The sequence below is a fragment of the Micromonospora sp. KC213 genome (assembly GCF_004348325.1).
GTDB lineage: Bacteria > Actinomycetota > Actinomycetes > Mycobacteriales > Micromonosporaceae > Micromonospora.
Genome location: NZ_SMKF01000095.1, coordinates 1 through 22640, shown reverse-complemented (window position 1 = coordinate 22640; position 22640 = coordinate 1). Strand labels below are relative to the sequence as shown.

Genomic DNA, 22640 nt, shown 5'->3' with positions numbered 1-22640 from the left:
GTGCGACTCAGACCGGCTGGTGGGCGGCGAGCGGTCGCTCGACGCGACTGTCGGTGCGCGGCCGGCAGTTGCGGCTGCGGGCAGCGGCCGAGGCCGCGACCGGCACCGGGGACCGCGACGGCACCAGGACCGGGGTCGACCCCGGGGTCACGGCCACGGTAGCGGCCGGCACCGGAGCCGAGGTCGCGGCCGGCACGGCGGCCGGGGTCGGGGCGTGGGAACGGGCCGGGCGGTGCCGCCACAACCAGGCGACGTCCCGGCCGAACGACTCCAGCAGCGTCGCCGTCAGGGCGGCCAGCAACAGCATGGTCACCAGGTGGGGCAGCACGTCCGCAGTCGCGGTCAGCAGCAGGACACCCGCCGCCGCGGCGACCACCTTGCGCCAGTAGCGCGGCGGCAGCGTACCCCGCATCCAGGGCAGCACCCAGCTCGCGGCGACGAAGGCGTACCGCGCCCCGCCGATCACCAACACCCAGGGCCCCACCACCGGTGCCACGTGCACGCTGAGCATCAGGACCAGAAAGGAGTCGATCTCCATGTCGAAGCGCGCGCCGAGCGCGCTGGTGGAGCCGGTACGTCGGGCCACCCAGCCGTCCACCGCGTCCAGGGCCAGCGCCACCGCGGTCATCGGCACCAGCACCGCCAGCGGGACGGGCGAGCCGTCGACGGCGTCGACCAGCAGCGCGGTCACCCCGCCCACCAGCACCGCCCGGGTCAGCGTCACCCGGTCCGCCGGGCCGAGCCGGTCGGTGCGGTGACGACGCAGGCCACGGGTCAGCACGACGCAGAGCCCGATGCCGTACCCGACGCCGGCCAGCCACCCGACGGCGTCCAGCCCGACGGTCGCGGCCAGCACGACCAACAGGACGATCTGGGCGGTCAGTCCGATCACCGGACCGGTTCGAACCCTGGACACGCTGCCTCCGTGTTTATGATCGACGACCTCGACAGACCAGTACGCAGCGAGCGGCCGAACGGTTCGGTTTCGCAGCCAGATTGGAGACGACCGCGTGATCCGCGATGCCCGTGCGTTCTGGCTGGGCGCCCCCGGAGCAGGGGAGATCCGGTCGGTGACGCTACCGGAGCCCGGTCCGGAGGACGTGCTGGTGCGCAGCGTGTTCTCCGGCGTCAGCCGGGGCACCGAGACGCTGGTGTTCACCGGCGCCGTGCCCGAGAGCCAGTACGCGGCGATGCGCGCCCCGTTCCAGGAAGGCGACTTCCCCGCCCCGGTCAAGTACGGCTACCTCAACGTCGGTGTGGTCGAGCACGGCCCGGCCGACCTGCTCGGACGGACCGTGTTCTGCCTCTACCCACACCAGACCGCGTACGTGGTGCCGGCGTCGGCGGTGACGCCGGTGCCTGACGGGGTGCCGGCGGCCCGGGCGGTGCTGGCCGGCACCGTGGAGACCGCGGTCAACGCGCTCTGGGACGCCACCCCGATGATCGGTGACCGGGTCAGCGTGGTCGGCGGCGGGATGGTCGGCTGCGCCGTCGCCGCGCTGCTCGCCCGCTTTCCCGGCGTCCGGGTCGAGCTGGTCGACGCCGACCCGGCGCGCGCCGCCGTGGCCGACGCGCTCGGCGTCGGGTTCGCCGCGCCGCACGACGCCACCGGCGGGCGGGACCTGGTGGTGCACGCCAGCGCCACCGACGCCGGGTTGCAGCGGTCGCTGGACCTGCTCGCCCCGGAGGGCACCGTGGTCGAGCTGAGCTGGTACGGCGACCGGCCGGTGCGGCTGGCGCTGGGCGGGGCGTTCCACTCCGGCCGGTTGACGATCCGCAGCAGCCAGGTCGGTACGGTGTCACCGAACCGGGCCCGGCGCAGCTACGCGCAGCGGCTGGCGCTGGCCCTGGAGCTGCTCGCCGACCCGGCGTTCGACGTACTGCTGACCGGCCGGTCACCGTTCACCGATCTGCCCGACGTGCTCGACCAACTCGCCGCGGGGAGCCTCCCCGCGCTCTGCCACCTCATCACCTACGACGGGAAGTGACCGTGTTCAGCGTCACCGTACGGGACCACATCATGATCGCCCACAGTTTTCGGGGGGAGGTCTTCGGGCCGGCCCAGAAGCTGCACGGGGCCACCTTCGTGGTGGACGCCACGTTCCGCCGCGCCGAACTCGACGGCGACGGCATCGTGGTCGACATCGGCCTGGCCACCACCGAACTGAAGGCCGTCCTGGCCGAGCTGAACTACCGCAACCTGGACGACGAGCCGGCCTTCGCCGGGGTCAACACCACCACCGAGGTGCTCTGCCGGACCATCGCCGACCGGCTGGCCGACCGGGTGCGGGCCGGCGGGTTGGGCGAGGGTGCCCGCGCGCTGGCCGGGATCACCGTGACGTTGCACGAGTCCCACGTGGCCTGGGCGAGCTACGAGCGGTCGCTGTAGCCCGTGTCGGTGGTGCACGTCGTCCTCCCCGGCGACATCGACGACCCGGCGACCCCCAGCGGCGGCAACCACTACGACCGTCGGATCTGCACCGGACTGGTACGGCTGGGCTGGACGGTTCACGAACACGGCGTACCCGGTGACTGGCCGCACCCCGACGGCCCGGCACGGGCCGGCCTGGCCGGGCTGCTCGCGGACCTGCCCGACGGCACGCCGGTGCTGCTGGACGGCCTGGTCGCCTCGGTGGTGCCGGAGCTCCTCACACCGCACGCCGGCCGGCTACGGCTGGTCGTGCTGGTGCACATGCCGCTGGAGAACGAGATCGAGGCCGCGGCGCTGACCTGCGCAGCCGCGGTGATCACCACCAGCGGGTGGACCCGGGACCGGCTGCGGCAGCGGTACCGGCTCGCCCCGGACCGGGTACACGTGGCCGCTCCCGGCGTCGAGCCGGCCCCGGTCTGCACCGGCACGGCCGCCGGCAGTCGGCTGCTCTGCGTCGCGGCGGTCGTCCCGCACAAGGGGCACGACGTGCTGGTGGACGCCCTCGCCGAGCTGGTTGGGCGACCGTGGACGCTGGACTGCGTCGGCGCGCTGACCCGCGACCCGCAGTACGTGGCGGGGCTGCGCCGGCAGGTCACCGACCGGGGACTGACCGGGCGGGTACGGTGGGTCGGCCCCCGGGTCGGCGCCGACCTGGCCACCGCGTACGCCGACGCCGACCTGCTGGTCCTCGCCTCGCGCGGCGAGACGTACGGGATGGTCGTCACCGAGGCCCTGGCCCGTGGCCTGCCGGTGCTCGCCACCACGGTCGGCGGGGTGTCGGAGGCGCTCGGCCGGGCTCCCGACGGCGACCGGCCCGGCCTGCTGGTCGGCCCGGACGACCCGGCCGCCCTGGCCGACGCGCTGCGCCACTGGCTGGCCGACCCCGCGCTGCGGCACCGGCTGCGCCGCGCCGCACGTGCCCGGCGGGCCACCCTGGCCGACTGGCCGGCCACCTCGACCCTGATCGCCCACGTCCTGGACGGAGTGCGGGAATGACCCTGCTTGCCACCGAGCCCTTCGCCGACTGGCTCGCCCTGCGGGAGCAGGCCGACGCCGACGCCCGCGCCGACGACCTTGTCGACCTGCTCCGGCCCCGGCTGGCCACCGACCGGCCGCTGGTCGTGCACGACCTCGGCTGCGGCACCGGCTCGATGGCCCGCTGGTTGGCCCCCCGGCTGCCCGGCCCGCAGCACTGGATCCTGTACGACCGGGACCCCGGCCTGCTCGACCGGGCACGTGCCCACCCGCCCATGGCGGCCGGCGGCGGCCCCGTCTCCCTGGAGACCCGGCAGACCGACATCACCCGGCTGACCGCCACCGACCTCGCCGGGGCGGGTCTGGTCACCGCGTCGGCGCTGCTGGACATGCTGACCGCCGAGGAGATCGACCGGATCGTCGCCGCCTGCGCCGGCACGGGCCGCCCGGCACTGTTCGCCCTCTCCGTCGTCGGGCGGGTGACCCTCGACCCGGCCGACCCGCTGGACGTCGAGGTCGCCGCCGCGTTCGACGACCACCAGCGCCGTACCGTCGACGGCCGGACCCTGCTGGGGCCGGACGCCGCCGCGGCGGCCGCCGCCGCGTTCGCCCGGCACGGCGTTCCCACCACCGTGCGGTCCACGCCGTGGCGGCTCGGGCCGGCGCAGGCCGCGTTGACCGCCGAATGGTTCACCGGCTGGTTGGCGGCCGCCGTCGAGCAACGCCCGGACCTCGCCGAGCGGACCACCGGGTACGCCCACCGCCGGCTCACCGCGGCCGCCGCGGGTGAACTGACCGTCACCGTCGGGCACGACGACCTGCTCGCCGGGATGGAATGAACCGCTGGGCCGCCCGGTACGTGCAACAAGGTGACGATCTTCCGAGGAGGCTCCGCGTGTCACACGCTGCCGGCGACCCGCCCCCCGCGCCCGCCCGTTCCGCCTGGCCGTGGGTGAGCAACGTCGGCGGGGTGGCGCTCGTGGCGGGACTGTTGTGGTGGCTGGGCACCGGCCCGGCGCTGGCCGCGCTGCGCCGCATCGACGCCGCGGCCCTGGTGGCGGCGCTGCTGCTCGGCGCTGTGGCCACGGTCAGCTGCGCCTGGCGGTGGCGGCTGGTCGCCGAAGGGCTGGGCGTGCGGCTGCCGCTGGGCACCGCCGTCGCCCACTGCTACCGGTCGGTGTTCCTCAACGCCACCCTGCCCGGCGGGGTGCTCGGCGACGTGCACCGGGCGGTGCGGCACGGCCGGGACGCCGGCGACGTCGGGCGGGCCGTACGCGCCGTGGTCTGGGAGCGGGGCGCCGGCCAGGTGATCCAGGTGGTGTTCGCGGTACTACTGCTGCTGGCGCTGCCCTCGCCGGTACGGCCGTACCTGCCGGCCGCCGTGGCGGTGGCGGTGGCCGTCGCGTTGGGCCTGGTCCTGTTGGTCCGGGTGCTGCCCCGGTCCGGCCCGTCGCGTGGGGCCCGCGCGCTGCGCGCCGCCGTGGCCGACGTCCGCGCGGGCCTGCTCGGCCGCCGCACCGCGCCGGGCGTGCTGCTGGCCTCGGTGGTGGCGGTCGGCTGTCACCTGGCCACCTTCGTGCTCGCGGCCCGGGTCGCCGGGGCCACCGCGCCGCTGGCCGACCTGCTGCCGTTGACCCTGCTGGCGCTGCTGGCCATGGCGCTGCCGGCCAACATGGCCGGCTTCGGTCCCCGGGAGGGCATGGCCGCGTGGGCGTTCGGCGCGGCCGGACTCGGTGCCGCCCAGGGAGTCTCGACCGCCCTGGTGTATGGGGCCCTGGTGCTGGTCGCCGCCCTTCCCGGCGCCGCCGTGCTGCTGCCGCGGCGTGGACGGTTCCAATTCCGGGTACGGTCCACGGCTCGTACGGTGAACCAGGCTGGTTCTGCCGCGCTACCCGCTACCGGGCTGGCCGGTAGCCTCTGACGGAGGAGACACATGTTCGAAGCACTGCCGGTCGCGACGGTTCGCACGCAGGTCACGGTTCCCCTCCGCTTCCCCGACGGGTACACCACCACGGCCCGGGTGTTCTCGTTCGACGGGCTGGTGGACGGGCGGGAACACCTGGCGTTCGGGCTGGGCGACTGGGCGGGCGCGTTGCGGCGGTATCCCTCCGGTGGGCCCGCGCCTCTGGTCCGCCCGCACAGCGAGTGCCTCACCGGGGACGTCTTCGGCAGCCAGCGCTGCGACTGCGGTCCGCAGTTGCGCGAGGCGGTGGAACGCATCACCGGCGCCGGCGGATTCCTGCTCTACCTGCGGCAGGAGGGCCGGGGCATCGGCCTGTACCCGAAGTTGGACGCGTACGCCCTGCAGGACGCCGGCCTCGACACCTACGAGGCGAACCGGGCGCTCGGGCACGGCGAGGACGAGCGCGACTACCGGGCCGCCGCGCAGATGCTCGCGGTGCTGGGGGTGGAGCAGTTGGCCCTGCTCAGCAGCAACCCGGAGAAGGCCGAGCAGCTCGGCCGGCTCGGAGTGACGGTGACCGAGATGGTGCCGACCGGGGTGTTCCTCTCCCCCGCCAACGCCGACTACCTGGCGGCGAAGGCGAGCCGGGCGGCCACCCGGGTCGCCGACGCGCCTGCGCTGAACTGACATGGCACAGGTGTCCGCCGGCCCGACGGGCCGCGGGTCGCCCGGGCGGCCGTACGTGCTGCTCAGTTGCGCCACGTCGATCGACGGTTACATCGACGACGCCACCGAGCAGCGACTGATGCTCTCCAACGACGAGGACCTCGCCCGGATCGACGCTATCCGGGCCGGTTGCGACGCCATCCTGGTCGGCGCCGGCACCGTCCGCCGCGACGATCCGCGCCTGGTGGTCCGCGCCGAGCGGCTGCGCCGGGAACGGGTGGCCCGAGGGTTGCCGCCGTCGCCGGCGAAGGTCACCCTGACCGCCCGGGGTGACCTCGACCCCCGGGCCCGGTTCTTCACCGTCGGCGACGCGGCCAAGCTGGTCTACTGCGCCTCCCCGGCGGTGGAGAAGGCCACCGAGTCGCTGGACGGCCTGGCCACGGTGGTGGACGCCGGCGACCCGGTGGACCACGACCGGCTCCTGGCGGACCTGGCCGCGCGGGGCATCGGGCGGCTGATGGTCGAGGGCGGCGGGACGGTGCACGCGCAGTTCCTCACCGCCGGGCTCGCCGACGAGTTGCACCTGGTGGTCGCCCCGTTCTTCGTGGGCGACCGGCGGGCGCCCCGGTTCGTCGCCGACGGCCGTTTCCCCTGGCATCCCGGCCGGCGGGCCCGGGTCGCCGAGGTACGCCAGATCGGTGACGTGGTGCTGACGCGGTACGCGCTGTCGCCGCGGTGCGTCGACTGGTGAGCCGCGACATGCTGTCGTCGTTGAACCACCAGGCGTGGCCGTCCGTACCATTCCACGCGGCCGACCGCCGGCCCACCACGTTCCACGGTGGCGTCGGCGAGCCGCGTCGGACGAGACGTTGCGACGGTTACCGGAGGTCAGGGTGTTCACGGAGGGGGACGATCAGCAGGTGACGGCCTGGGCCCTGGCGGCCGGCCGGGGCGACCAGCGGGCGCTGGCCGCGTTCGTCCGGGCCACGCAGGCGCAGACCTGGCGCTTCCTGCGCCACCTGCTCGCCTCGGCCGACACCGACGACCTGGTCCAGGAGACCTACCTGCGGGCGATGCGCTCCCTGCCCCGGTTCGCCGGCCGGTCCTCCGCCCGCACCTGGCTGTTCAGCATCGCCCGCCGGGTCGCCGCCGACCACCTGCGTGCCCTGCGCGCCCGGCCCGAGGTGACCGGCCTGGACGGCCGGGAGCCGCCGGCGGACGGGCGGTTCGAGAACGGGGTCGTCCTCGACCAGCTCCTGTGGGAGCTTCCGGTGGACCGGCGGGAGGCGTTCGTCGCCACCCAGGTCCTCGGGCTGTCGTACGCCGAGGCGGCCGAGGTGTGCGGCTGCCCGGTCGGAACCATCCGGTCCCGGGTGGCGCGGGCCCGGGAGGATCTGGTGGCGGCCGTCGAGGGGCGGTCCGGATGGTGCGCGGGGCGCGTCGGGTGACGGCGGGACGGATCCGGTGAACGACCTGCGGTACCTGCGCTGCGAGGGGTGGCGCGAGATCCTCTCGGCGCACCTGGACGCAGAGGCCAGCGCCGAGGAGGCGGGGGCGGCGCAGCGGCACCTCGACGCCTGCCTGGAGTGCCGGCGCTGGCTGGAGGCGGCCGCCGTGGTCAACCGGCGGATCCGTACCCAGGTGGTGACCGGCCTGCCGGACCTGACCGACGCCATCCTCGCCGCCGCGCCGCCGCCGGGGCTGCGGAGCACGTGGCGGGTTCGGCTGGTGGCCGGTGCGCGGCTGGTGCTCGGGGTGCTCGGCGCGGGTCAGCTCGTGCTCGGCCTCGCGCAGGTCGGCCGGGCAGCGGTCACCGACCAGCTGCACCCCGCCGGGCAGCACCTGTGGCACGAGGCGGCCGCGTGGAATGTGGCCGTCGGGGCGGGTTTCCTTTTCGTGGCGGTGCGCCGCAGCCCGCCGGCGGGTCTGCTGCCGACGCTGAGCGTGTTCGTCGCCACCCTGGTGCTGCTGTCGGTCAACGACCTCGTCACCGCCCGGGTGGACCTGTCGCGGCTGGTCAGCCACGTGTTCCTGGTCGCCGGCTACGTGGTCACGGTGCTGCTGTCCCGGCCGGCGCTGCGCTCGGGCTGGCCGCCGCCGGGCAGCGGACGCCCGGGGTGGGCGCGGTGGCGGTTGCGGCCCGACGACACCGACCAGCCGCCGGTGGGGCCGGTGCCGGCGCAGCCGTACGGGGCACAGGCCGCCAACCACTGGGCGGCCTGAGTCACAAGCCCGTCGCACGCCCGGCACCGCTGGACCGAGCCGTGCTGGTGGACGTAAGCGGACCGCAAGGATCACGCCACCGCTGCCGGTCCGGTACGCCGCTACGCTGGGCCGCACGACGGGGAGGTGCGGGGTTGAGCCAACGGGTGCTGGTCGTCGACGACGACCGTACCGTCGCCGATGTGGTCTGCCGATACCTGCGGCACGCCGGCTACCGGGTGGAGCACGTATCCGACGGCCCGGCCGCCCTGGCGGCCGTCGCCGAGACGCCGCCGCAGCTGGTCGTCCTCGACGTGATGCTGCCCGGCCTGGACGGGCTGGAGGTCTGCCGGCGGCTGCGGCAGCGGCCGGACGGCATACCCATCGTGATGTTGACCGCACGCGGTGACGAGGCGGACCGGATCCTGGGCCTGCAACTGGGCGCGGACGACTACCTGGGCAAGCCGTTCTCTCCCCGGGAGTTGGTGCTGCGGGTCCGCTCGGTGCTGCGCCGGGCCGGCGGCGAGCCGGCCGGGGCCGCGCCGGAGGTGCTCCGCGACGGCGGTCTCGTCGTGGAGACCGGTCCCCGGGTGGCCCGGCTGCACGGTCGGGAACTGTCCCTGACGCTGCGCGAGTTCGACCTGTTGGCCCACCTGATGCGACACCCGGCCCGGGCGTTCCGCCGCGCCGAGCTGCTGGAACGGGTGTGGGGGTGGCAGTTCGGCGACCAGTCCACGGTGACCGTGCACGTACGCCGACTCCGGGAGAAGGTCGAGGCGGACCCGGCCGATCCCCGGCGGATCGTCACGGTGTGGGGCGTCGGCTACCGGTACGAGCCCACCGGTGACTGATCTCGCTCTGATCTTCGTTGCGGCGCTGACGGCCGCCTGCGCCGTGGGGGTGCTCGGCGCCGGCGCGTTGCGGCTGCTGCGGGGCCGGTCGATCACCGTACACATCACGGTGCTGCTGGCGATGACGGTGAGCGCGGTGGTGGCCGGAGTGGCGGTGGTCGCCGAGGCGATGTTCCTCTCCCCGCACGACCTGGAGGTCGTGCTGATCACCGTGTCGGCGGGCGCGGTGGTGAGCCTCGGCGTCGGGTGGCTGTTCGGGCGGCGGCTCGCCGCGGCGGCGGTCTGGGCCGACCAGGCTCGGGAACGGGAACGGCGGATCGAGAAGGGCCGCCGTGACCTGGTCGCCTGGGTGTCGCACGACCTGCGTACGCCGCTGGCCGGGTTGCGGGCGATGGCCGAGGCCCTGGAGGATCGGGTGGTCGCCGACCCGGAGACGGTCGGCGAGTACCACCGCCGTATCCGGGTGGAAACCGACCGGATGACCCGACTGGTGGACGATCTGTTCGAGCTGTCCCGGATCAACGCGGGGGCGCTGCGGCTGTCGCTGTCGACGGTACCGCTGGGCGATGTGGTCTCCGAGGTCCTCGCCGGCACCGCGCCGCTGGCCGCGGCCCGGCGGATCCGGTTGGTGGCCGCCGAGGGCGGCTGGCCCGTGGTGACCGCCAGCGAGCCGGAACTGACCCGGGTGGTGGGCAACCTGCTGCTCAACGCGGTCCGCTACACGCCGCCGCACGGGACGGTCCGGGTCGATGCCGGCCGCGACGGCGACGACGCCTGGCTGGCCGTCGCCGACACCTGCGGCGGCATTCCCGAGGCTGACCTGCCCCGGGTGTTCGACGTGGCGTTCCGGGGCGAACCGGCCCGCACGCCGCGGTCGGGCAACGGCGGCGTCGAGGGTTCCGGAGGGCTCGGCCTGGCCATCGTGCGTGGGCTGGTCGAGGCGCACGGAGGCCGGGTGTCCGTGCAGAACGTCGCCGGCGGATGCCGTTTCGTGGTCCGGCTGCCCCTGCCCCGGTGAGCGGGCCGGCCGGTCGGGCGACCGGCGTGGCGGGGGGTGGCCGCCACCGCTGATCCGTGGTCCGGCACCGGCCCGTCCGGCCCCGGTCAGGCTACGCGGCGGGTCGGGCCAGTTCGGCGAACCACCGCCGGCCGGACCGGAACACCTCCCGCACGACCAGCCCGGCCCGGGCCGCGGTGTCGTGCACCGCCGCGACGTCCAACCGGGCCCAGCGGAAGACCGGACCCCGGTCCCGCCCCGACACCAAGAGGAGATGCGACAGGCCTGGAACATCGACGGGGGTGTTGGCACCCATGAATCGAGGGCCAGCGCCGCGGCGGGGCACCGGATCGGTACAACCGCATGCGTGCGCCCCGCCGACTGGAGCGCCGCACGAGGACATCCTCGCGACCTCGTTCAGCGAGGTGCCTGTCCGGCGCCCCGGCGCGGTCCAGACGCCCGGTGACAACGGCGTGGATCCTCACCTCACCGGCCCCGGTGCTCACCGAATCCCCATGCCATCGTGGCCACGAAGAGATCGAGCGGACATCTCGCGTGGGAAGCCCGCCTGCCGATGCCTCACGATCGCGCTTCCGTCAGGTTGGACGAGTCCGTGCGCGACCCGCTCGACAGCGTCAGCCAGCGCCGGTTCCGCGGATCGTCGAGCAGGTCCAGTGCCCGCTTGCGGGCCAACGCCGTGGCGTACCCGCCGATTCTGGTCAGAGTGCGTCGATCAGTGCCCTCATTGCTGCTGCGATGACCAGACTGTGCCGATCCCGGAGTGCCTAACCGGCCGTTGGCCCGGCAACTCGGCGAGTCGGCGCACCACCGCGTCGGCGGCGGCGTGGCGGCCGACGCGGCGGTACAGATCCGCCGCGATCTCCAGGGGGCTCGCGATGTCGGGGTGGTGCGGCCCAAAAGCGGCCTCGAGGATTCGCGCGGCGTGCTCCAGCATGTCCAGTGCCTGATCGGGATTCTCGGTGCTGCACAGCACAGCGACGGTGATCAGCGGGTGGGCCAGCGACGGGTGGTCGGGGCCGAGAGTGGCCCGCCGGATGGCCACGCTGCGCTGGCTGAGCTGCATGGCAGCGGGATAACTGTGCAGTTCGAGGTAGCTGAGCGCGAGCCCTTCGAGGCAGTCGGCGACGCTGGGGTGATGTTCGCCGTAAGCCTTCTTGGCGATCCGTAGTGCGCGTCGCTGCAGGACGAGGGCCTCGTCGGACTGCCCGCGGGTGCGCAGGCTCTTGGCTAGGTTGCCGAGGGCGGTGGCCAGGTCGGGATGATCCGGCTCGCATCGGTCCTCCGCGATGCGCAGCGCCCGGCGCCGTAGTGTCAGCGCCTCGACCTCACGACCCTCCCTGTCGTAGGCGGTTGCGAGATTGTTCAGGAGGCGGCCGACGTCGCGGTGATCCGCGCCGTCGGTCCGCTCCGCGGTGGCGACGGCGCGCTCCAGCAGTGCGGTGGCCTCGGCGGTGTGTTTCAGGGTCAGCTGAGCAGCGGCGAGGTTGCCGAGCCTCGTGGCCAGCTCCGGACTGTCGGGGGCGGTGGCGTCGAGAGCGCGCTTGAACAGCGGTACGGCCTCGGCAGGGCGACCGAGTTCGGCGTGCGTGACCCCCAGTTGGCTCAGCCGTCTCGCCAGGTCGGGATGGTCGGCGTCGAGTGCCGACTCGGCGATTGCAAGAGCACGTTGCTCGATGGGCAGTGCTTGAGCCGGCCGGCCCATCGCCCGGTAGGCGGCAGCGAACTCGCCGAGCACGTCAGCCACGTCGGGACTCTCGGGATCCTGTGCTGTCTGCTCGGCAGCTAGTGCGACCAGCGTCTCGGGCAGGTCGGCTGCATCGGCGGGGCGCATGGTCGCGTAGCAGGCAAGGGCACGCTCCACAGCGACAGAAGCCTCGGCCGGACGGCCAAGGCTGCGGAGGCTCACGCTGATGTTGAGCAGGACCCGGGCGACCAGGTAGGGATCGGGATCGGCTGGCGCCTCGGCGATGGCGAGCGCGCGTTCGTGCAGGACCAGGGCTGCGGCGGGACGTCCGGCGGCGAACTCGATGACGCCCAGGTTGCCGAGCCGGATCACCAGGTCGGGATGGTCGGGCCCGACGGTGGTCTCGGTGATGTGCAGCGCCCGTTGTTGCAGCTGAGCAGCCTCGTCGAGCTCGTTGAGCACGTAGTGTGTGTGGGCCAGGTTACCGAGTCGGATGGCTAGCTCCCGGCTTTCGCCCGTCGCGGCCTCCGTGACCGCTGCGGCCTGCGCGAGTAGCCCGCGAGCCTGCTGGTAGTGGCCCTGAGTGATCTCGAAGGCGCCGGCCTCGTTGAGCAGCAGGCCGACCAGGCCGTCGGCTGCGGTGGGGCCTGGCCTGTTCGCGGCGACCGCTGCGATGTGCGGCAGCAGCCTACGAAAACGCGGCCAGATGGTGTGGTCCCGGAACGGGTCGCCAGGCATGGCCTCGGCCAGCAGCCTGACCGCGGTCTCGTACGCCGGGTTGCTGCCCTCCGGCGGTCCCTGCTGGCACACCTCGGCTCGCACAACCGCCTGGACCAGCGCGTGGACATTGATCGCGTCCTGCCCCAGGCCAACCATGCTGTACGAAGCGAGCCGTCCGAGGAGTTGATCGGCGGCCACGTCGTCGTCGACGAGAATGCCCACCAGGTCCCGCGGGATGTCCTGCGGAGCCAACCAGGCCAGCACCCCCAGGAGCAGCGTGGCGCGCTCGTCGACCGTCCATAACGCATCGAGGGTCAGGTCCCACACCCGGGCGACCGCGCGTTCTGCGGAGTGTGGCGGTGTCACTGCGGCGTGCAGTTGTTCCGGTTGCCGACGCAACTGGCCGAGGTAGCGGTCCAGAGTCATGACGTGGTGGCGCATATGCGCGGCGGCCTGTTCCAGCGCCAACGGCAGGCAGCCGAGCTCGCCGGCGATGCCCTCGGCCGCCGCGCGATCGCGCTGTCCGGTGCGCTCGAGCAGCAGATCGGCGCTGTCCGCGAGGCTCAGCACGTCGAGTGGCACCGGGGTGAGACCGATGACGTCCCAGGCCACGTCGCGCCGGGTGGTCACCAGGACGTGGCCGCCCGATGCTCCGGCCAGATCTGCGAGCAACTGGACGACGTCCTCGGGGTCCGTGACGTCGTCCAGAATCAGCAGCCAGCCGGGCCAGTGCTGCAACCATTGCCGGGCCCAGTCGGCGGCCGCCTCGTCGGGCAGATCCCGGCAGGCCTGCGTCAGCCTGCGCGCGAATGACGCGAGGCCGGCGTCCATCGCCGCTCTGCCGTCGGCGGCCAGCCACCAAACGCCGGCCGGGTACTCGTCGCGGTAGGTGACCGCGTACCGGGCAGCGACCTCGCTCTTGCCCACCCCGCCGAGCCCGGTGATGCTGTGCCCGATCAGCGCGTCGCGCCCGGTGTCCGGCCTGCGGCGCAGCCGCGTGACGACGTCGTGGCGGCCGACGAAGGCCGGTGACGTAAAGTGCTGTACCCGCCACAGCGGCACCGGTTCGACCTGCACGGGCGTGGGGAGCATCGACGTATCCGGCGCGGACGGCTTCGTCCAGGCACGCTCGGTCTCTTGCCGCATGTCGCCGGTGGCTGCAGGGGAAAGCTGCCGGTGTTCCACGGCCTGCGCGGTCTGACGTGGCGTCCGCTGCGTCGCGGCGTGCCTACGGATCGACCGTTCGACCTCAGCCGCCGTGTCGGCGTGGGCGCGCGCTCGCCGCTGCTGATCAGCGTTTGCGCCGAGCGCTTTGGCGATCGCGACGGCCACATCACCGCTCGGGATCTTGCGGCCGCCCATCACCTCGCTCACCCAGCCCAGTGACACGTGAGACTTCTTGGCGATGGAACGGAGTGACGGACGGCCGCGACTGACCCACAGAGTGGTCAGCATGGTCAACAGTTCGCCGTGATATCCAACCGGGAATGGATCGATCTTCACTGCGCCGCCTCGTCGTTCCACGTCGGGCAGATTATCGGGCTCCGTTCACCGCGTTCGGTGTGTTCAGCGTAGACAAGCGGACACGGGTACGTTCGCCCAGGTCATAGTGGCCCCAGCCAGTCCTTGTTCAGTACACGTCTTGGTGAACGGCCATCTGGAATCCACTGGAACCGCAAGCGACACCAACTCTGATCCGTTGTGGAGGACCGGATGCACCGCAAGCCCTGGACAACCCGTACGGCGCTAATCACCACTGCCGCAATGACCACCGGCTCCGCCGCAGGCGCCGCCGTCGACGCCGCGGCCAGCCATCTCGGCCACCCCGGCCTCGGGATAGGCCAGGTCGCCACCGCGATCACCGCGGTGTGGATGTTGGAAAAGCTCAACTCTCTCATCGACGACACTAAATAGCAGTGGTCGACCTGATCACCCCGGCAATGCTGGGGTGATCAGCGTCAGGGCATCGCGCGGCCAGTTGAGGGCCGGGCCACACGCGTAGAGCATCCAGCGTTCATCGGACGCCTGGCCCTGCATGGATCAGGCGCGCACCGCCAGCTCGTGTCTCGGAGTGCGTATAGCGGTCGGGCCCGACGAGTGGTTCAGCGCGGTCGCGAACGGCTACGGCATCGCGCTGGCGCCGGCCTCCGCCGCGCGCTTCTACGCCCGCCCTCAGCGGCATCTACCGCACGGGCGGAAGGTCTCGCGCACGCCACGGCCGCCCAAGCTGCCATAGAAGGCAGGCTCCTCGGCGGTCGGCCACCCTACGGCCACCGGCTCGCCGACGCCGGCCCTCACCCGAACCCGGGCAAGGCAGCCGACGGCCGACGGCCGCACCGCCTCGAACCCAACCCGCTCACCGCACCCGTCGTGCGCCGCACCTACACCGGGATCTACTCCGGCGCCCTGGCCCACGAACCGCTCGTCAACAACGAGACCTTCACCCACGTCCAGACGCTGATCGCCACCGCCGGCAAACGTCCCGACGGAACCATCAAGCCCGAGCCAGCAAGCGCAACTACGTGCTGTCCGGCCTGCTGCACTGCGGCATCTGCCAACGGCGCATGATCGGCAGCTCCAACAACGAACAACCACCACCACTGCACCTACGCCGCCGAGTACGCCGACACCAACCGCGTCACCCACCCCCGCAGCGTCTACATCCGCGACGACCACATCCTCGAACAACTCGACCCATGGCTCACCCGATCCTTCTCACCCAACCGACTCACCGAAACCGTCCAAGCAATGGCCGACACCCAACACGACAACACCGACCAGCAGAAGATCACAGCAGCACAGGAAACCATCACCTACGAGACCCTGCCGACCAGTTCCGAAGCCATGGTCCACATCGCGATGATCGACAACATCAGCCGCCGCATAACAGGCGAAGCTACACCTACCTGGCGAGGCACATACTGGTAAATCAAAACAAACCGAACGTCCTCTTAGACGCGTTGGAGTTGGAACTGCTGGTTGGTGCTACTGGTGGGCGTCCACTGGGAAACGCGGGCGCCGTCGGCGGTGGAGGCTTGCCAGACGTCCATGGCCAGGCCGCTTTGCCGGTTGACCAGGCTCACCACGTCACCGCCGTGTTCGACGAGTCGCCACTGCTGACTGGCGGCGTTGGTGTCCGGCTGCTGGTTGATGTCGGCGCCGCTGCTGTTGCTGGCGATCTGCAGGACCAGGCCGCTGTGCCGAGCCCGGATCCGGTAGTAGCCGCCGTCGGACGGCAGAAACTCGAACTGCTGGTTGGGTCCGGTGCCGGTCGACCACTGGATGAGCTGCGCGCCGGCCGCGGTGGATCCGCCGCTGATGTCGGCGGCCTTCCTGCTGTGCTGGGCCACGAGCCGGTAGTAGGCGCCGACCACCACGGGCCCCGACCTGACGGCCGACGCGCGGTAGGTGTGACCGGCCTGCCCGGCGAACTCGATGAGATCGGTTTCGAGCCGCGTCGGCTGGACCGCCGTGCCGTTGGTCTCGTCGCGCAGATCGAAGGCGCCGGCGAAGATCTGGCTGCGCACCCGAACGGCGCCGGCGCGGTCGGGGGTGACGACGAGCTCGATCCGGCTGCTGCTCCACGTGGCGCCAACCGTGTATCCGCCGCGGCCACGCAGACCCGTGACGCTGCCGGTGGGCCAGGCGGACGGTAGGGCGGGCAGCAGATGCAGTTCGTTGTTGTGGCTCTGCAGGAGCATCTCGGCGATGCCGGAGGTGGCGCCGAAGTTACCGTCGATCTGGAATGGTGGGTGCAGGTCGAACATGTTCGGCGCGAGCCGGTCGGTGCGCACCAGATCCCGGAGGAGCTTGTACGCCCGTGCGGCGTCTTCCAGCCGGGCCCAGAAGTTGATTTTCCAGGCGAGGGACCATCCGGTGCCATCGTCGCCGCGCAGCTCGAGTGTCTGCCGCGCGGCCTGGTACAGCTGAGGTGTGCCCCGCTTGGTGATCTGGTTGCTGGGGTGCAGCCCGTACAAATGAGAAACGTGACGGTGGGTCCGCTCAGTCTCCACCCAGTCGGCGAGCCATTCCTGGACGTTGCCGCGGGAGCCGACCTTTGTCGGCGGCAGCCGGTCCTTGGCGGTGCGCACCTGGGTACGAAACGTGGCGTCCACGCCGAGGACTTCGCTGGCCAGTGCGACGCCGTTGAACAGGTCGCGCAGGATCTGGTTGTCCATGGTGGGGCCAGCGCACACGGTGGCGTTCGTGTGATGGGTGAGCTCTGGGGAGTTCGACGGGTTGGTGACGAGATAGCCCAGCGTCGGGTGGGTGACCAGGGTGTCCAGAAAGAACTGGGCAGCGCCCTTCATCGCCGGGTAGTTCGCGCGCAGGAACTCCAGGTCGCCGGTGAACAGATAGTGATCCCAGATCATCGTAGCCAGCCACGCGCCGCCGGTCTGCCACATGCCCCAGCGCGCTTCGTCGACGACCGACGCGCCGCGCCAGGCGTCGGTGTTGTGGTGGGCGACCCAGCCACCGGCGCCGTACTGCGCCTGCGCCACCCGGGCACCGGTCGCCGTCAGGTCTTTGATCATGTCGAAGACCGGCAGGAAACACTCGGACAGGTTCGTCGTGTCGGCCGGCCAGTAGTTCATCGGCAGGTTGGCGTTGAGGGTGTACTTCGAGTCCCACGACGGGGCCATTTGGTCGTTCCAGATGCCCTGCAGGTTTGCCGGCTGCGTGCCCGGGCGTGAGGACGAGATCAGCAGGTAGCGGCCGAACTGGAACAGCAGCGCGGAAAACTGCGGGTCGTTCGTGCTCGCGTGCTGAGCGATCCGCACGTCGGTCGTCTGGTCGGCCGCCGCGGTGCGTCCGAGGTCGATTGTCACCCGGTTGAACAGCGCCTGGTAGTCGGTCAGGTGCCGGGCGCGCAGCTGGTCGAAGCCAGCGGTACGGGCGGCGTTGAGGCGGCTCCGGGCGATGCCCTGGTAGTCGCCGTTGACGGTGCGGTAGTTGACGTAGCTGGAGCCGATCGAGACCAGCACGGTGACGCTGGTCGCGCCGGAGACCCGCAGGGTGCCGCCGGAGCTGCTGACCGTGCCGCCGGTGACGCTGGCGTTAGCCAGGGCGAGGAAGCGGACCTGCCCGGTGACGCCGTCCATGTTTCCGGAGATGCCGTCGAGTCCGATTGTGGCGCTGTCCGGGCTCGAGACCGTCGTGCGCTGTGGACTGTCGAAGGTGGCGTTGAACGTGACCGCGTTGGCCCGGTCGGCGGTCAGCCGGATGACGATCACCTGGTCCGGTGCGCTCGCGAACACCTCCCGCTGATAGCGCACCCCGTTCAGCACGTAGGTAGTGGTGGCGGTGGCCGTGGTGAGGTCGAGCGTCCGGTTGTACTGCGAGGCGCCGCTGGCGCTGCCGAAGGCCAGCCGCAGGTTTCCGACCGGCTGGTACGCCAACTGCCCGGCGGGGTTGCCAAGCATCGTCTGATTGATCAGATCCTGCGCCTGGGTCCACTGGTCGGCGAAGACCCGCCGCCGGATCTCCGCCAGGTTGGCCGCACCACGGGTGTTCGCCGAGTCGTACGGGCCACCGGCCCACACAGTGTCCTCATTGAGCTGTAGCCGCTCGGTGTCGACATTGCCGAACACCATTGCACCCAGCCGACCGTTACCAATCGGCAGTGCTCGAAGCCAGTCCGTGCCCGCCGGCTCGTCGTACCACAACGCCATATCACCCGCGGCCCGCACCTGCGGCGGTGCCAACGCGCCGGCCTTGGCGGCCGCGGTCCAGCCGGTGGGCAGCAGCATGGCACCGGCTCCCGCCGCCCCGGCTCCGAGGAGTTTCCTTCGTGTCACTTCTGACATTCGTTTTCTCCAAGCGGCACAGCTACACCCTTGGGAGTGGCGTCACGGCGTGCGGGCGCCGCGCCATCGACCGAAGCGCATCACTCGATCACATGGTGGCGCCATCCAGGGAAGTGACGAATCTAAATGTATGACGTCATACGTTAGGTGGCCGATAGGAGAGAGTCAATACATGCCTACGTTGGTGCCGGCCAGGGGCCGCGCCGCCAGGGCCGCGCCCCGCCCGCCCGCCAGCGGCCATGCCGCGACGGCACACCCTCGGTCGTCCCCCGTCTCGCACACGGCCCCGAGTACCTGCCCCAGGAGCTCGGGTTCGGGTCAGGGATGACCTGCTGGCGGCAGGTTGCGGGACTGCAACGACGCCGGGGTGTGGCAGCGGCTACACGAGGCGCTGCTGGGCAAGCTGCGGGCCGCTGGTCAGTTGGACATGTCGCGGGCGGTGATCGACGGCTCCCCGTGTGCGGGCACTCACGGGCGACCCAAAACCGGCCCGAGCCCGGTCGACCGCCGCCGCCCGGGCTCGAAACACCACGTCAACAACCGACGCGGGCGGCATCCCCTCCGCCACGGCACTGACCGGCGGCAACCGCCACGACGTCACCCCACTCATGCCCCTGGTCGACAAGAACCCACCGACCAAAGGCATCCGCGGCCGGCCACGACAGCGACCAACAAAGATTTACGCCGAGCGTGGCTACGACTACGACTGCTACCGCCAAAGCTACGAGCCAAAGGCATCAACCCGATCGTCGCCCGACGAGGAGTCGGCCACGGCTCCGCCTAGGCGCCCACCGGTGGGTCGTCGAACAAACCATCGCCCTGCCGCACTGGTTCCGCCGCCTACGCATCCGCTGGGAGATCCGCGACGACATCCACGAAGCCTTCCTCACCCTCGCCTGCACCATCATCTGCTGGCGCCGACTCCAACACCCAATCAGAGAGGCGTCGTTGATGTGGCAGGGCACGGAGAGCATCGGCCGTGTGCCACGCCAAGCTCTCCGTGCGCTGCGCTAATAACCGTAGATCATCTTGTAGGCCACCTCGGGCAGGAACTGCCCGGCGCTGGATCCGCCGCCGACTCCGCAGTTGCCGTCGGACTCCCCCGGCGTCTTGAGCCACAGCAGCATTTCCGCGCCGCCGCCCATCCGGCTGGGTGTGCCGATCTTGCGGCCGCCGGGGTTGCACCATTGACCGTTGGAGCCGTTGCCGTTGCGACTGGTGTCGATCACGTACGGCTTGCTGTATCCGAACCTCTGTAGCGCGGAAGCGACCTGATTGCCGTAGTTGGTGTTCTCGCCGGTGGTGAAGTAATTCGAGACGTTCAGCGCGAAGCCGCGTGCGTTGCCCACGCCGGCAATGTTGAGCCGCTGCGCCATCGTCTGGGCGTCGACCCAGCGAGGATTGCCGGCGTCGATGTAGACCCAGGTGTTGGGCGCCTTGGACCGGAATTGGCCGACGGCGCGGGAGAGCATACCCACTCGGTCATTGATCTGCGCCTGGCTCATGCAGTTGAAGTCGCCCAGGGAGTCCGGTTCGAGAACCACTACGGCGGGACGGCTGCCGATGGCGGAGGCGAAGGAGGCGATCCATGAGTCGTAAGCGGCGACGCTGCCGGCGCCGCCACCGGAGTGGCCGCCGCACGCATCCCGGCCGGGAAGGTTGTAGGCCACCAGCAGCGGAAGCTTGTCAACAGCATCTGCGGCTCCCACATAGCCCCTGACCGCGCTCCCGATGTCGCCGCTCCAGTTGCCGAACCATCTGGCCATCGGTTTCTGCGCGATCTCGGTACGGATGGCGGCGGCGCGTCCGTCGCCCGGATTTGCGGCCGCCCACCTCGCCGGGCTCGAGTTGGGGTCGACGTAGAAGCCGCTGGTCTGGCTGACCGGATCCGCGTGCGCAGCTGGTGCCCCGACCAGGATCGCGGGAACCGCCAACGCCAGAGCGGCGGCAAGTCCCCAGGGGCGGGTAAAGCGTTTCATGGACAGATCTCCTCTAGGTAAACTGGAAGCGCTTCCAGCGATGTTCATCCATGCCTTGCCGTCCGATGGTCGGCAAATTTCAGGAAGATGTCAAGAGAGCCATCCTCGTGACAAGATCTGGGTCAGATTTTTCTGGGACCGCTTCCAGCCTGACGGTAAGCCACCTCGACGCCGTCGATGCCGGCCGATACGATCGACAGCGGTAACGGCACCGGCCGGTGGTAGCGGCTGCCCCGACGTCGGACAGGAAGGACTCGGCATCGCGATGGCAGCGCAGAGGCCTCGGCGGCAACCGACCCTCGACGAGGTGGCCGAGCGCGCCGGCGTGTCACGTTCCGCCGCGTCCCGGGTCATCAACAAGGCACCGCATGTCAGCCGCGCCACGCGCGATGCCGTGGAGCGCGCCATCAAGGAGATGGGCTATCTACCCAACCGCACCGCCCGTGCCTTGGCCACCCAACAGACGGGGATCGTCGCGCTCGCGGTCTCCCATGACGATCCCGAGCTGTTCGCCGACCCGTTCTTTGCCCAGGTCATCGTCGGCGTGTCCGCAGCGCTCGAAGAGACCGACCTTCACCTGCTGCTGTGCCTGGCCAGCTCCGGCCGGGGCCGGTCCCGGCTGACCAACCTTCTGCACACGCGCGGCGTCGACGGCATCATGCTGATGGCCCTGCACGGCGACGATCCGCTGACTCACATCGTGCGTCGGGCCGGCCTGCCCGCGGTGTACGGCGGGCGGCCATTGAATTTCGAACCACAGTGGTACGTCGACTCCGACAACCTCGGCGGCGCGCGGTTAGCCACCGAATACCTCATCGGCCTCGGCCGGACCCGGATCGTCACCATCACTGGCCCCATGTCCAGCGACGTCGGCCGCGCTCGCCACCGCGGTTACCGCGAGGCGATGATCATGGCTGGGCTGATCCCGTACGCGACGGCAGAAGGCGACTTCACCGAGGCCGGGGGTGCCGCAGCGATGAAATCACTACTTGACAGCCACCCCGACCTCGACGCCGTCTTCGCCGCCAGCGACAACACGGCGGCAGGCGCCCTACGCGTCCTCATCGACGCCGGCCGGTCCGTGCCAGCCAACGTGGCAGTGGTGGGCTTCGACGATCTCGGCACAGCCGAACGAACCGATCCGCCGTTGACCACCGTTCACCAATCGGTCCAAGCCCTGGGCAGAGAAATGACCCGGATGCTCGTCGAACTCATCGCGGGGCACGAACCGTCGTCCGTCATCCTGCCCACAAAGTTGGTGCTACGCGACTCGGCATGATCCGCGACCCAGGCCAGCTGGCCGGGGCGGAACTCGTCGTAGCTCCCCACTGACGGCGGCACCTACGACATCCTCCGCAGCCAGCGGGTCAACGCGCCGTCGATCGACGGTCCCGCCACGTTCTACCAGTACTGGAGCTTCCGCCGGCAGAAGCGCAGCAGTGGCACCATCACCACCGCCAACCACTTCGACGCCTGGGCCCGCGTTGGCCTGAACCTCGGCAGCAGCTGGGCCTACCCGAAGGCAGGTACGGCTGGGGTGCCGACGATGGTCGGCACCCCAGCCTCCGTGCGGGGCCATCCGGCGAGGTGCCCGGTTGGACGGCTTCGGTCAGGACGTGGTGCCGGTGACCGAACTGCCGATCGTCGTAACGTGGTAGGTGGCGGTCTCCAGAGAACGTCGCCGCCATGGGTGTGGAAGGCAGTACCAGCGCGCTTCACGGCGCATACCGCTGCTCGCCGGACGAATCCGTGGACAGCCGCACCGGCCGGTCGCCGGAGAGAAGTTCGGCAGCTTTAACAACCACAACCACTGCACCTACGCCGCCGAGTACGCCGACACCAACCGCATCACCCACCCCCGCAGCGTCTAGTCCGCAAGGACCACATCCTCGAAAGACTCGACCCATGGCTCACCCGAGCCTTCTCACCCAGCCAACTCACCCAACCCGTCCACGCAATAACCGACACCCAACACGACAACACCGACCAGCAGGCAATCACAACAGCACAGGAACCATCACCACTTGCAAAACACGACTCGACCGCTACCGCTCGACAGCGGCACCGACCCCACCATCGTCACCAGATGGATCGCCGACGTCCAAGCCGAACAGGTCACCGCCGAGGCCACCCTGCGACGCCTCACCGCACGCCAGACCATGAGCCCCGACGAAATCCTTCACATCGTAGAAACCCTGGGAAACATCCCCGCCGTACTCCGCGACGCGGACCCCGCAGACAAGTCGCTGATCTACCGCGAACGGGGACTGACCCTCACCTACCGGCCGACCACCCGCACGGTCTCCGCTCAGGCAGCCCCAAGTGGATCATGTACTAGATTGTGTCCGAGGACGGACACGCGCCCGCCCCGGCCGCTCGGGGGCAGGCCGGGGCGGGGCGGGTA

General features: G+C 71.1%; 18 protein-coding genes and 4 pseudogenes. 17 read left to right on the top strand and 5 right to left on the bottom strand.

Annotated features, from left to right (window positions below; all coding sequences use genetic code 11):
* Window positions 1-220: 220 nt before the first annotated feature.
* Window positions 221-916 (bottom strand): annotated as a pseudogene (locus tag E1166_RS19175) (CDP-alcohol phosphatidyltransferase family protein); the annotation flags it as partial.
* 94 nt (window positions 917-1010) lie between these two features.
* On the opposite strand from E1166_RS19175, the gene E1166_RS19170 reads away from it, so the two are divergent.
* From E1166_RS19170 to E1166_RS19120, 11 genes are all read left to right on the top strand, one after another.
* Window positions 1011-1988, top strand: coding sequence for a zinc-binding alcohol dehydrogenase (locus tag E1166_RS19170; RefSeq protein WP_132340691.1), 978 nt, complete (start codon window positions 1011-1013; stop codon window positions 1986-1988).
* A 2-nt stretch (window positions 1989-1990) separates the two neighbouring features.
* Entirely contained in the window at window positions 1991-2389 is a 399-nt protein-coding gene (locus tag E1166_RS19165) for a 6-carboxytetrahydropterin synthase (RefSeq protein ID WP_132340689.1), read from the top strand.
* Between the two features lie 3 nt (window positions 2390-2392).
* Window positions 2393-3427, top strand: a complete 1035-nt coding sequence (locus E1166_RS19160; protein WP_132340687.1) for a glycosyltransferase family 4 protein — start codon at window positions 2393-2395, stop codon at window positions 3425-3427.
* Window positions 3424-4245 carry a class I SAM-dependent methyltransferase gene (locus E1166_RS19155; protein WP_132340685.1) on the top strand — a complete coding sequence of 274 codons (822 nt, stop codon included), beginning with the start codon at window positions 3424-3426 and terminating at the stop codon, window positions 4243-4245. Before E1166_RS19160 ends, E1166_RS19155 begins: the two co-directional genes overlap by 4 nt.
* A gap of 113 nt (window positions 4246-4358) precedes the next feature.
* Window positions 4359-5327 carry a lysylphosphatidylglycerol synthase domain-containing protein gene (locus E1166_RS19150; protein ID WP_243710431.1) on the top strand — a complete coding sequence of 323 codons (969 nt, stop codon included), beginning with the start codon at window positions 4359-4361 and terminating at the stop codon, window positions 5325-5327.
* A gap of 12 nt (window positions 5328-5339) precedes the next feature.
* Window positions 5340-5996, top strand: a complete 657-nt coding sequence (ribA, locus tag E1166_RS19145) for a GTP cyclohydrolase II (protein ID WP_132340681.1) — start codon at window positions 5340-5342, stop codon at window positions 5994-5996.
* A 1-nt stretch (window position 5997) separates the two neighbouring features.
* Window positions 5998-6726 carry a dihydrofolate reductase family protein gene (locus E1166_RS19140; RefSeq protein ID WP_132340679.1) on the top strand — a complete coding sequence of 243 codons (729 nt, stop codon included), beginning with the start codon at window positions 5998-6000 and terminating at the stop codon, window positions 6724-6726.
* Between the two features lie 142 nt (window positions 6727-6868).
* Entirely contained in the window at window positions 6869-7423 is a 555-nt protein-coding gene (locus E1166_RS19135) for a sigma-70 family RNA polymerase sigma factor (protein WP_132340677.1), read from the top strand.
* Between the two features lie 16 nt (window positions 7424-7439).
* Window positions 7440-8198: a zf-HC2 domain-containing protein gene (locus tag E1166_RS19130; protein WP_243710430.1), complete on the top strand. Its 759-nt coding sequence runs from the start codon at window positions 7440-7442 to the stop codon at window positions 8196-8198.
* 134 nt (window positions 8199-8332) lie between these two features.
* Window positions 8333-9028, top strand: a complete 696-nt coding sequence (locus tag E1166_RS19125) for a response regulator transcription factor (RefSeq protein WP_132340675.1) — start codon at window positions 8333-8335, stop codon at window positions 9026-9028.
* Window positions 9021-10046, top strand: coding sequence for a HAMP domain-containing sensor histidine kinase (locus E1166_RS19120; RefSeq protein ID WP_132340673.1), 1026 nt, complete (start codon window positions 9021-9023; stop codon window positions 10044-10046). Before E1166_RS19125 ends, E1166_RS19120 begins: the two co-directional genes overlap by 8 nt.
* 91 nt (window positions 10047-10137) lie before the next feature.
* On the opposite strand, the gene E1166_RS19115 is transcribed toward E1166_RS19120, so the two are convergent.
* Together E1166_RS19115 and E1166_RS19110 are read right to left on the bottom strand one after the other, a co-directional pair.
* Window positions 10138-10341 carry a hypothetical protein gene (locus E1166_RS19115; RefSeq protein WP_207914352.1) on the bottom strand — a complete coding sequence of 68 codons (204 nt, stop codon included), beginning with the start codon at window positions 10339-10341 and terminating at the stop codon, window positions 10138-10140.
* A 426-nt stretch (window positions 10342-10767) separates the two neighbouring features.
* A complete protein-coding gene (locus tag E1166_RS19110) occupies window positions 10768-13953 on the bottom strand; it encodes a tetratricopeptide repeat protein (RefSeq protein ID WP_132340671.1) in 3186 nt (1061 codons plus the stop codon).
* A gap of 210 nt (window positions 13954-14163) precedes the next feature.
* Here E1166_RS19110 and E1166_RS19105 point away from each other — a divergent pair, with 210 nt between their 5' ends.
* From E1166_RS19105 to E1166_RS19095, 3 genes and pseudogenes are all read left to right on the top strand, one after another.
* Complete coding sequence (locus E1166_RS19105; RefSeq protein ID WP_132340669.1) at window positions 14164-14364, top strand: hypothetical protein; 201 nt, start codon at window positions 14164-14166, stop codon at window positions 14362-14364.
* A gap of 456 nt (window positions 14365-14820) precedes the next feature.
* On the top strand, window positions 14821-15018 hold the full coding sequence (locus tag E1166_RS31050) for a hypothetical protein (protein ID WP_165944377.1): 198 nt from the start codon (window positions 14821-14823) through the stop codon (window positions 15016-15018).
* Window positions 15019-15264: 246 nt separating this feature from the next.
* A pseudogene (locus tag E1166_RS19095) lies at window positions 15265-15378 on the top strand (IS5/IS1182 family transposase); the annotation flags it as partial.
* 23 nt (window positions 15379-15401) lie between these two features.
* On the opposite strand, the gene E1166_RS19090 reads toward E1166_RS19095, so the two are convergent.
* The gene (locus tag E1166_RS19090) at window positions 15402-18200 is read right to left on the bottom strand and encodes a glycoside hydrolase N-terminal domain-containing protein (RefSeq protein WP_347813032.1); all 2799 of its coding nucleotides are present in this window, start codon (window positions 18198-18200) and stop codon (window positions 15402-15404) included.
* Between the two features lie 360 nt (window positions 18201-18560).
* Here E1166_RS19090 and E1166_RS32165 point away from each other — a divergent pair.
* Window positions 18561-19172 (top strand): annotated as a pseudogene (locus tag E1166_RS32165) (IS5 family transposase); the annotation flags it as partial.
* A 95-nt stretch (window positions 19173-19267) separates the two neighbouring features.
* Here the strand turns inward: E1166_RS32165 and E1166_RS19080 are convergent.
* Window positions 19268-20236 (bottom strand): glycoside hydrolase family 6 protein, encoded by a 969-nt coding sequence (locus E1166_RS19080; protein ID WP_132340663.1) that lies wholly within the window; start codon window positions 20234-20236, stop codon window positions 19268-19270.
* Window positions 20237-20501: 265 nt separating this feature from the next.
* Between E1166_RS19080 and E1166_RS19075 the strand changes: the two genes are divergently transcribed.
* Both E1166_RS19075 and E1166_RS19070 read left to right on the top strand, forming a co-directional pair.
* Window positions 20502-21515, top strand: a complete 1014-nt coding sequence (locus tag E1166_RS19075) for a LacI family DNA-binding transcriptional regulator (protein WP_207914350.1) — start codon at window positions 20502-20504, stop codon at window positions 21513-21515.
* Window positions 21516-21557: 42 nt separating this feature from the next.
* Window positions 21558-21740 (top strand): annotated as a pseudogene (locus tag E1166_RS19070) (glycoside hydrolase family 11 protein); the annotation flags it as partial.
* Between the last annotated feature and the right edge of the window lie 900 nt (window positions 21741-22640).

Excerpts from the sequence above, each read along its gene's own strand:
- E1166_RS19155 (WP_132340685.1), top strand. The coding sequence starts at position 3,424 with ATGACCCTGCTTGCCACCGAGCCCTTCGCCGACTGGCTCGCCCTGCGG.
- ribA (WP_132340681.1), top strand. The coding sequence starts at position 5,340 with ATGTTCGAAGCACTGCCGGTCGCGACGGTTCGCACGCAGGTCACGGTT.
- E1166_RS19140 (WP_132340679.1), top strand. The coding sequence starts at position 5,998 with ATGGCACAGGTGTCCGCCGGCCCGACGGGCCGCGGGTCGCCCGGGCGG.
- E1166_RS19115 (WP_207914352.1), bottom strand. The coding sequence starts at position 10,341 with ATGGGTGCCAACACCCCCGTCGATGTTCCAGGCCTGTCGCATCTCCTC.
- E1166_RS19105 (WP_132340669.1), top strand. The coding sequence starts at position 14,164 with ATGCACCGCAAGCCCTGGACAACCCGTACGGCGCTAATCACCACTGCC.
- E1166_RS19090 (WP_347813032.1), bottom strand. The coding sequence starts at position 18,200 with ATGCTGCTGCCCACCGGCTGGACCGCGGCCGCCAAGGCCGGCGCGTTG.
- E1166_RS19080 (WP_132340663.1), bottom strand. The coding sequence starts at position 20,236 with ATGAAACGCTTTACCCGCCCCTGGGGACTTGCCGCCGCTCTGGCGTTG.
- E1166_RS19075 (WP_207914350.1), top strand. The coding sequence starts at position 20,502 with ATGGCAGCGCAGAGGCCTCGGCGGCAACCGACCCTCGACGAGGTGGCC.